The 8316-nt window shown below is 68.6% G+C and carries 7 protein-coding genes and 2 pseudogenes; 7 read left to right on the forward strand and 2 right to left on the reverse strand.

Annotation, left to right across the window (positions count from 1 at the left end; genetic code table 11):
- Both ABZ646_RS33995 and ABZ646_RS34000 read left to right on the forward strand, forming a co-directional pair.
- A pseudogene (locus ABZ646_RS33995) lies at positions 1-330 on the forward strand (IS110 family transposase); the annotation flags it as partial.
- 853 nt (positions 331-1183) lie between these two features.
- The gene (locus tag ABZ646_RS34000) at positions 1184-1672 is read left to right on the forward strand and encodes a hypothetical protein (protein ID WP_360527616.1); all 489 of its coding nucleotides are present in this window, start codon (positions 1184-1186) and stop codon (positions 1670-1672) included.
- A 246-nt stretch (positions 1673-1918) separates the two neighbouring features.
- Here ABZ646_RS34000 and ABZ646_RS34005 read toward each other — a convergent pair whose 3' ends face one another.
- Positions 1919-2191, reverse strand: a complete 273-nt coding sequence (locus ABZ646_RS34005) for a hypothetical protein (RefSeq protein ID WP_360527618.1) — start codon at positions 2189-2191, stop codon at positions 1919-1921.
- 96 nt (positions 2192-2287) lie between these two features.
- Here ABZ646_RS34005 and ABZ646_RS34010 point away from each other — a divergent pair, with 96 nt between their 5' ends.
- From ABZ646_RS34010 to ABZ646_RS34025, 4 genes are all read left to right on the forward strand, one after another.
- Positions 2288-3436: a serine hydrolase domain-containing protein gene (locus ABZ646_RS34010; RefSeq protein ID WP_360527621.1), complete on the forward strand. Its 1149-nt coding sequence runs from the start codon at positions 2288-2290 to the stop codon at positions 3434-3436.
- 191 nt (positions 3437-3627) lie between these two features.
- A complete protein-coding gene (locus tag ABZ646_RS34015; protein ID WP_360527624.1) occupies positions 3628-4212 on the forward strand; it encodes a TetR family transcriptional regulator in 585 nt (194 codons plus the stop codon).
- A 267-nt stretch (positions 4213-4479) separates the two neighbouring features.
- On the forward strand, positions 4480-5295 hold the full coding sequence (locus ABZ646_RS34020; protein WP_360527627.1) for an oxidoreductase: 816 nt from the start codon (positions 4480-4482) through the stop codon (positions 5293-5295).
- Between the two features lie 222 nt (positions 5296-5517).
- Positions 5518-6246, forward strand: coding sequence for an SDR family oxidoreductase (locus ABZ646_RS34025; protein WP_360527630.1), 729 nt, complete (start codon positions 5518-5520; stop codon positions 6244-6246).
- A gap of 638 nt (positions 6247-6884) precedes the next feature.
- Here the strand turns inward: ABZ646_RS34025 and ABZ646_RS34030 are convergent.
- Positions 6885-7787 carry a helix-turn-helix transcriptional regulator gene (locus ABZ646_RS34030; protein ID WP_360527633.1) on the reverse strand — a complete coding sequence of 301 codons (903 nt, stop codon included), beginning with the start codon at positions 7785-7787 and terminating at the stop codon, positions 6885-6887.
- A 253-nt stretch (positions 7788-8040) separates the two neighbouring features.
- Between ABZ646_RS34030 and ABZ646_RS34035 the strand changes: the two are divergent.
- Positions 8041-8220 (forward strand): annotated as a pseudogene (locus ABZ646_RS34035) (MFS transporter); the annotation flags it as partial.
- Positions 8221-8316 lie beyond the last annotated feature (96 nt).

An 8316-nucleotide genomic window follows, 5' to 3' on the forward strand; every position in this document is an offset into this window, starting at 1 on the left:
GCCCAGGTGGGCATCGGCCCGGACAGCGCAGTCACCTTGCTGATCACCATGGGAGACAACCCCGAGCGGCTGAGCACCGAGGCATCCTTTGCTGCGCTTTGCGGAGTCAGCCCTGTCGAGTATTCGTCGGGCCGTCGGAGTACGAGCCGGCTCAACTACGGCGGCGACCGGCAGGCCAACGCCGCCCTGCACCGCATCGTCTTCACCCGGCTGCGGCACGACCCGCGCACCCAGGCGTACTACGAACGCCGCACCCAGGAAGGCAAGACCCGCCGTGAGATCATCCGATGCCTCAAGCGATATGCAGCCCGTGAGGTCTTCAACCTGGTCAGGTCCGGTTTCCCGCGCCCCCGCGTTATCGGGGCGTCAATGATACGGCGAGGCCCCGCCGGGGTCCTTCCTGCCGGGACTCTACGCGGAGCCCTGAGACGGCGCAGCCGCACCGGATCGCTCCGGTGCGGCTGCGCCGTGAGATCGGCTGCGCTGACGCGGACGATGCAGTCGGTGGCTCACGCAGTCTGGGCTCCTGCGACGATCTGCGAGTGCCTGATCTGTGATCGCACCCGCCCACTCGTCCGTAACGATCCGCGTAGCACATGGCGCGCCCGGCCTGGCGCGGGTGGGGGCGTGGATGACGAGGCGGTGCCGCACTGTCCCCCCACGGCGATCTCGCCGGTCCGGGCGCTGTCCTGACCGACCCGGTGGCCCTCGACCCCCCATGTGGGAGTTCGTCGGTCACGGCGGCTGGGCACGAGCGGCTGCGAGGTTCGGCCCGGCTCTGCATCTGTGAGAGGGGGGCGGGATCAGGTCGACACAGATCTTGGGCGAGAGCGTTTCCGGCGCAGGTGGACCTCGGGTCGACCGCCAGACGCGACCATGTTCGCCACAGTGAAAAGCCGCACGCCGGTCGCGGCGAGCCGCAAGGTTTGTCGAAGGCGTCTACGTCGGCACTTTCGGCCAACGGCTTGCAGCCCTGGGGCGGTGAACGCGAGCTTGTACACGCTGAATCCCCGACCGGCAGTACGCACAACTGCTCGCATGCGGCGGCGCGATACGGGGACTCGTGTCGATGGCGACGGAATGGACCGGAGGTAGTTCGATGGCTGCCGATACCGCTTCCTCGACGACGCGGAGAAATCCACCTACCGGTAGCTCGGCGCCGTCCGGGCATGATGGCCGACGGGTGGAGGCCAATGCGGCCGACCGCGGCACTGTTCGGTTGACCCTGCCGCTGGTGGGTGAATTCGCCCTACCGGCTTCGCCGGACCAGCTGGCGTTCTTCGGCGGGGTTGGCCTACTCACGGTGACCGGCTTGATCGAATGGCCGGTCGCCGGGGTGATCCTCGTTGGGCACCTCCTGGCGGCCAACCGGAACCACCAGGCTCTATTTCTTGCATCTCTTCCAGGGCTGAAAGCGTCAATCATTCGGCCTCGCCGTCTGCCCTTCCGGGGAGGGTGCTCGAGGCGGCGGGAACAGAAGATCTTCCAGAGCGGACGTCCCGAACAGAATGAGGATGAGCACCACCGGGACGAGCAGAGCTATCACGGTCACGACGCCTCCCTGCTGCAGCGATCACAGCTGCTGCTCGGCGGCAACCTGGTCACCCTCACCATGCGGCCGAACGGGGTACGCCGCACATCGGCACGGGAGCCGTGTAGGCCGATCGGGTGAGGACTTGGCGTGCAGAGGTGCTATGGGGCAGCGGCGATGATCCTCGGGGTGGGGGGCCGCCGGGAGAGCCGCTGAACCATGACCGCTGCTGCGGCGACGCGTGGCCTTGCCGGCACCGGGTTGCAATCCCAGCCGGCGCCTCTGCTACAGCAGACTCTCGCCTACGCACTCTTCGCGGGCGGGAGTCGCCGGCCGACTGTGCCCCGATTCACCGCCCGGTGCTCGGGGCCCGCTCATTAACTGCCGTCAATGGCGGGGTACGAGTGAAGACGCACTGGTCATCGCCTGCCCCGAGCCGGAACGGCAGGGCGATGCGGTCCACGCCAGTGTGTCGTTCAGCAGCGGGTCCGGAGAGATCTTGAAGTCCTGCGTGCGCCATGGCTGCAGCCCGAACGCCCGCCAGATCCGCAGCACGCTCGTGGGCGAGATCAGCACCCAATTGGCCAGCTCCCGTTTCGACCAGTGCGTGGCACCCTCCGGCACCTCTTCGAGGGTGCGCACCACCACCACCACCTCCACCTGGCGAGGCTCAGGCCACCAGACCAGCCGACGCCGATGATTCCCGGCCCGTGCGGAAGTCTGTCTTTCGACAGCAATCTTCTGGAAGGCGGCCTCATGACGACCCTGCACGACTTGCTCGAAGCCCACGTCGGTGCCGGTGCGCTGCCGGGAGCGGTTGGCCTCGTGGCCCGGGGTGACCAGGTCGAGGTGGCGGCCGTCGGCGCGCAGGACGCCGACGGCGGCGCCCCGATGGCGAGGGACTCCATCTTCCGGGTCGCCTCGATCAGCAAGTCCGTCACCGCCGCCGCACTGCTGATCCTCGTGGAGGAGGGCACGATCGCGCTGGACGACCCGATCCGGATGTGGCTGCCGGAGCTGGGGAAGCCGGTGGTCGTACGCACACCGGCGAGCCCGGTGGACGACGTCGTGCCGGCCGACCGGCCCATCACCGTATCCGACGTGCTGGCCTCCCAGGCCGGGTACGGATTCCCCTCCGACTTCACACTGCCGGCGGTGCAGGAGTTGTTCACGGTGCAAAAGGACGGCCGGGTGCCGAGCAACTTCCCGCCGGCCGACGAGTGGATGACGGCGCTCGGCCGCATCCCGCTGCTGTACCAGCCGGGCGCTGCATGGCTGTACGACACCTGCTCCGTCCTGCAGGGTGTGCTGATTTCGCGGGTCACCGGACAGCCGCTGCCGGAGTTTCTGGCGGAGCGGATCTTCACGCCGCTGGGCATGGTGGACACCGGTTTCGAGGTGCCGGCCGCCAAGCGGGACCGGTTCACCAGTTTCTACAGGCCAAGCGACCGCGGCGGCCTGGAGCTCGCCGACGGTCCGGACGGCGAGTGGAGTAGGCCGCCCGCGCTACCGCTCGGCAATGGCGGGCTGGCCTCGACCGCCGACGACTGGCTGGCCTTCTGCCGGATGTTGCTGGCCGGCGGGGTGGCGGCCGACGGCCGCCGGGTGCTGTCGGCCGACTCCGTGCGCATGATGACCACCGACCATACGAATCCGGGGCAGCGCGACATCGGCCGACTGTTCCTGGAGGGCCAGGGCTGGGGCTTCGGTGGCTCGGTTGGCATCGACCGGACCAACCCGTGGAATGTGCCCGGCCGTTACGGCTGGGTCGGCGGCACGGGCACAGCGGCGCACGCCATCCCGGCCACGGGTGCGGTCACCATCCTGCTGACTCAGGTGGCAGCGATGGGTCCCGTGCCCGCACCGGTGATCAGGGAGTTCTGGCGGTACGCGGCGGACGCCTGACACACCCGTCTCACCCCGCAGCCTCACGGTGGGCCAGCTCACCGGGTGGTGAAATCGGACCACGACGCATGGCTGCGTAAGTACCTGCTCCTGAAGGGGGCATGGCGACCACTTGGGTGCCACTCGTTGAATTATGGTCGTACGATAAGGTTAGGTCTGGGCGACGGCCGTCCACAGGTGAAGGAGGACCAGTGGCGCGCTACGGGAAAGAGCACAAGCAGGCCACCCGGCAGCGCATCATCGAGGCGGCCGGGCGCCGGTTCAAGCGCGACGGCATCAACGGCTCCGGGGTTGCCGTGCTCATGTCGGATGCCGGGTTGACCAACGGCGCTTTCTACGCCCATTTCGCCTCCAAGGACGACCTGGTCGTCAACGCCGTCGCACAACAACTTCGCGACTTGGCCGAGAGCCTGGACGCGATGGCGGGTGACGGCGGCGTCGAACAGCTCGTGCGCGCGTACCTCTCCGTCGAGCATCGCGACCATCCCGCGGAAGGCTGCCCGTCCGCCGCGCTGCTCGACGAGATCGGCCGGTGCGGGCAGGCGACCAAACGGGCTTACACCGACGGAGTGGTCGCCATCGCCGACGACATCGCGGCGCGCCTGGCGCCGCACGATCCGGCGTCGCTGCGCCTTGCGGTGCTCACCGCCTATGCCGGGATGGTCGGCACGTTGCAACTGGCCCGTGCTCTGGCGGATGAACAGTTGTCGCAGGCGGTTCTCGAACAGGGCATCAGCAACGCCCTCGCCCTCCTGAGCGTGCCGAAGCCGAGCTGAGGCACCGCAGCGCCGGGGCTGTGGTCCCGCGCACAGTTACGGCTGCGTGTACTGGCATCGGCGCCGATCGATGCAAATCGACGGGTCGCACGCGCGCCGGGCACCCGCCCCCGCCGAGCGCCGCCGGCCCGTCTGCCTGCACCCTCTTCCACTCGGGACGTCGCCCTCAGGTGCCCCCCGATCAGCCCGCTTGCCAGTCGACTCCATCCCGCATAGTATTACGAACATAATTTAATCAGCCTTGATCCACTGATGAAGGAGACTGCGGTGACGACGAACAGGCCGGTGGCGCTGGTGACAGGGGCGTCCTCAGGAATCGGGAAGGCGGCCGCCGCCGCTCTCGCCGAGGCGGGCTTCGAGGTGGTCGGGACGAGCCGCAACACCTCCGGGCTCGCCCCCACCCCGGGTGTGACGATGCTCGATCTGGACGTGACCGGCGCCGATTCGGCCACCACCGTGGTCAAGCAGGTGATCGAGCGGTTCGGAGGGATCGACGTGCTCGTCAACAACGCCGGCATCGGCGCGGCGGGCGCCGCCGAGGAAAGCTCGCTCGCGCAGGATCAACGCATCATCGACGTCAACGTCTTCGGCGCCATACGCATGATGAAGGCCGTCCTGCCGCACATGCGTGCCCAGGGATCCGGGCGCATCATCAACCTCTCGTCCGTCGTCGGGCTCGTCCCGCAGCCCTACATGGCCATCTACGCCGCCTCCAAGCACGCGATCGAGGGCTACTCCGAGTCCGTGGACCACGAGGTCCGCGAGCACGGGGTGCGGGTACTGCTGGTCGAACCCGCCCTGACCAAAACCTCGTTCGACGCGAACGCCGTGCGCTCCGACCTGCCGCTGCCCGTCTACGCGAAACAGCGCGGCGTGTTCGACCAGCTCGTCGCGGAACTGATCAAGAAGGGCGACGATCCGTCCGTCGTCGCCAAGGTGATCGTGACCGCGGCCACCGCACCCAAGCCGAAGCTGCGCTACGCCGCCGGTCCGACAGCCTCACGTGTCAGCGTGTTGCGCCGCATCGTGCCCGTCCGGGCATTCGACCGGCAAATGCGCAAGCTCAACCAGCTGCCCGGCTGACCCCTCGCACGCAGACCGCACCAAAAGGCGAACCGCACCGCCACGGTCCGCAGCCACACGGCCATCGACGCTTCGTCAACGAGAAGACCGATACACGCAAGGTGTCCTGCCGGCGGACAGTCCCGCAGGAACGCCACCGGGCAGCAGTCGCGCTCGTCGAGGCGTCGTCGCTCAACCCTCTGGCCACGCCCAACCCCCAACACCTGATCAGAAGAGGCAGACATGAAGATCAAAGGTTCGGTCGCACTGGTGACCGGCGCCAACCGTGGCATCGGCAAGGCATTCGCAGAGGAACTCCTTGAGCGCGGTGCGACCAGGGTGTACGCGGCTGTACGCGATGTCGCCACGATCACCGATCCGCGGCTCACGCCCGTCGCGCTGGACGTGACGGACCCGGCGGCTGTCGCCGCGGCCGCGGCCGAGCTCGCCGATGTCGCGATCGTCGTGAACAACGCCGGGATCGCCAGCGGAAACCTCGCCCTCTCCGCACCGCTCGACGTCGCGCGCAACGAGCTCGAGGTGAACTACTTCGGGCTCATCGCCATGACGCAAGCCTTCGCCCCGGTCGTGGCAGCCAACGGTGGCGGTGCCTTCGTCAACATGCTCTCGGTCGTCTCCTGGGCGGCGTATCCCGTGGCCGCAACGTACAGCGCGTCGAAGGCGGCCGCATGGAGCTACACCAACGCCGCCAGGCAGCAGCTCAAGACGCAGGGGACCGAAGTCGTCGCCGTCCACGTCGGGCCGGTCGACACGGACATGCAAGCCGGCATCGACATCCCCAAGACCCCGCCCTCCGACGTGGCCCGCAGCGCCCTGGACGCGCTGGAGGCAGGCCAGGCCGAGGCCATCGTCGATGAGCTCAGTCGCAACGTGAAGTCCACGCTGCACGACGACCTGACCCTGCTGTACCCGGCCCTCGAGACGCAGTTCGCCGCGTACCTGGCGAACTGACCCAGGCGAACTGACCCACGGGATGTGCCAAGACCGACACAGGAGTCCTCACGCAGGGGTAGCCCCGGTCGAAGCCGCCCAGTTCACTCCGGCACCTGTGGGGGAACGTGGCGCTCACCACCTTCACAACGATCAGTCTCCTTGCGCTTCGCGGGAGGCAAGCGGCCCGCTGGGGGCAGGTTGGCGGCCAGGTACCAGGTGGCCCTCTCCGGCAGGCGGGCTGGGTCGGTGGTGGCCACGACCAGTCGGCAGGGTGAGCTGGGGCCGTAGCCACTCAGGCGGCCATCAGCGGCCACCAGGTCTCGGTGTGCCCGTCGCGGAAGCGCCGCGCCACGGGTGTCCAGTAGCCGGGACGCTTGGTATCGCGCCAGGTGTGCGGTTGGTCGGCGCGAACCCGGGCGCCGCGGTGCGCGTGAGCGCGACCACGTAGGCCAGACCCACCTCGCGCAGTGCGAGGTACCAGCTGGGGGCTGTTCAGACCACCGGATCCCAGGCGTGGCTTTTCGAGGCAGCGCGTTGCGGCTGCAGCTCAGGGATCGGTGCCAGCTCCCAACTTGCGCACCGCGCTACGCAGATACGACGTCGGTTTAGGGCAGCAACGAGGATCTCCTGCACCGCAACGGTCCGGCTCGCCCGGCTCACGACCGTCTGCGCAGCGAGCTGGTGGGTCCGGGGGTGGCCGTCCAGCTGGCGAGGAGCTTGAGTCGTTCTTCGTCGGGGGTGCCCGGCTGGGCGGTGTAGATGGTCAGTGAGTGCGCTTCGTGAGCGGAGATGGGCAGGTCCAGTGGCTGATAGGTCAGTTCCAGTGGGCCGGCGTCGGGGTGGTGGAAGCGTTTGACTCCGCCGTGGTGGATGCGCACGTTGTGGGCGGCCCACCGGGTGCGGAATTCGGCGCTGATGGTGGACAGCTCGCCGACGAGTTCACGCAGTGCCCTGTCGTTGGGATAGCGGCCGGCTTCGGCGCGCAGCAGTGCGACGGTGGTGTTGGCGGCGCGGTCCCAGTCCTCGACGAAGTCGTGGGAGGCGTCGTCGAGGAAGTAGTACCGGGCGAAGTTGGGGAGGCTGCGCTCGCCGGTGGTGCGGCTGTCGAACATCGGCGCGAACAGGGCGCGGGCCAGGGCGTTGGTGGCCACGATGTCCAGGCGGCCGTTGCTGACGAAGGCTGCGGACAGTGTCATGGAGTCGAGGAGCCACTGGACGCGGGGCGGGACGTCGACGGCTTTGCGGCGGCGGCGGGGTGCGGGGCTGGGATGGGCGGCTTTGGCCAGGTCGAACAGGTAGATGCGTTCGTCCTCGCTCAGCTGCAGGGTGCGCGCCACCGCGTCGAGGACCTCCTCGGACACGCCGCTGATGTGGCCCTTCTCCAGCCGCGTGTACCACTCGGTGCTCACCCCGGCGAGAACGGCGACCTCCTCACGGCGCAGCCCGGGCACCCGGCGCCGGCCGCTGGTGGGCAGGCCGACCTGCTCGGGGGTGAGCTGGGCGCGCCGGCGGGCGAGGAAGTCACGGATGTCGGCGCGGTTCTCGGAGCGGCTTTCCATGCTTCCCACGCTACGGCCCGCAATCCCCGGCAGGGGGGTCGAGCTTGTACCCCCTATAAACGCAGCCTCCCGCGCGGGCGGAAGGGGCTGTTTCGTGGGATGCGCACCCCGATCTCGATCGCTGCGGAGATGATGCATGACCACGCGAGGAGGAGCCCTCCACGCCCCCGCCGATGTAAGCGCCAGTGACCGCGGGCGTCCGCCCACCCGGCTTCCGCTCGTCGTGTACGTGCTGGCGCTGGGCACATTCCTGATGGGCACGACCGAGTTCGTAGTGGCGGGCCTGCTGCCCGAGATAGCGGGCGACGTGCAGGTCAGTGTGGCGCGAGCCGGACTGCTGATCACGGTCTTCGCCATAGGGATGATCGTCGGCGCGCCGCTGATGGCGATGCTGACGCTGCGGCTGCCCCAGCGGCTGACCCTGATCCTTGCCCCAATGCCGCGTAGTTAAGGGGTGTTGGGTGTTGTCAAGGCCGTGGTGTAGGTGGCGTCTTTGATCTTGCGGATCCAGCCGTGGCGGATGCCGGCG

The organism is Streptomyces sp. NPDC007162 (assembly GCF_040634175.1).
Lineage (GTDB): Bacteria > Actinomycetota > Actinomycetes > Streptomycetales > Streptomycetaceae > Streptomyces.